The sequence below is a fragment of the Mesorhizobium sp. M8A.F.Ca.ET.207.01.1.1 genome, assembly GCF_004794715.1.
In the GTDB taxonomy this organism is placed as follows: Bacteria; Pseudomonadota; Alphaproteobacteria; order Rhizobiales; family Rhizobiaceae; genus Mesorhizobium.
In genome coordinates this window covers 1-1,163 of sequence record NZ_SRUS01000036.1, presented here as the reverse complement: position 1 = coordinate 1,163, position 1,163 = coordinate 1, and the positions used below count along the sequence as shown (strand labels likewise).

The following is a 1,163-nucleotide window of genomic DNA, read 5'->3' as shown; positions in this document are numbered from 1 at the left end:
TCCTTGATCTGCGCCTCGAACGGCTCGTACATGCTGGGTCTCTTCGGATAGGGTTTGGTCCGCCGATACGGCCGCCGATGCGTTGGTCGGGTCTCGCCACTCTTCCAGGCCGTCTTCAGATTCGCGGCGAAGCGCTGGAGATCGATAACGGCCGGCTCCTCAATCTTCGCATTCAGGCCACGACGATCGACCCGCCGCCCAAGCTCCTCCTGCGCGGCGCGGATACCAGCAAACAGCAGCACGGGATCGGCGGTTTCCATCATCGCCTGGAGCCGCTGCTTGTCGGCCTCGGCCACACCCGGATGTGCAAGGACACGGGCCGCAGGCGGAACTGGCGGATGATAGCGCTTGATCACACGAGCGCCGATCCGCGTCTTCTCCTGAAGCTTGAATGACGGTTGGAACAGATTGCCGTAAAGCCGCACGACAGCATAAAGTTTACCAAGCGCGGCCGTCGCCGCCGCGCCGACAAACCGACCATACCCCACCAGGCGACGCACGATGGCGCCATTCTTCTGCTCCACATGCGCCTGGTCATTCTTTCGATAGGCGCGCGAGCGCGTCACTTCCAGTTCCTCGCTGCGGCACCAGGAGACGACGAACTCGTTCATGAAGGCGCTGTCGTTGTCGAAATCTACGCCGAGCAGGGGGAAGGGAAAGAACGAGCGGGCCTGCTTGATCGCCACAATCACATTGCCGCTGTCGCGTGTGCGGACCGGAACGCATTCAGTCCACCCCGTGGCAATATCGGTCAACACCATCGTCTGCACAAAGCTGCCGGACGAAGATGTGCCGGAATGCGCCACGAAATCGACCTCGACGTAACCGGGCGGCGGATCATTCCGGTCCCCGAAGGTGCGCACCGGCACCGATCGGCGAACGGCCGAACTCATTCCTGCTCGCCGGCGCTGGCCGCCGCGAGCCACAACACGTACCTCCGCCAAAAGCCGATCCATCGTCGCCGGGCTCATTGTCAGCAGCTTGCCGCGGATCGAGCTCTAGCCGGCCATGCCGTTCAAGCGCTGGCAGCAAGACAGGTATCAACGGCCGCAGCCGTTTGGAACACAGCCGCTCCGATGCCTCCCACAAACACCACGAGCGCTTCGCGAACATCGCCGCCGTAGCGAAGGCTGTGCCTCTTGTTGCCAGGTATCTTCGACGCG

The 1,163-nt window shown here is 62.8% G+C and carries 1 protein-coding gene; it reads right to left on the bottom strand.

The features are described 5' to 3' along the window. Positions 1 to 893: transposase family protein (locus tag EN850_RS33320; RefSeq protein WP_245511875.1), on the bottom strand; the 893-nt coding region annotated here is incomplete at its 3' end. Between the last annotated feature and the right edge of the window lie 270 nt (positions 894 to 1,163).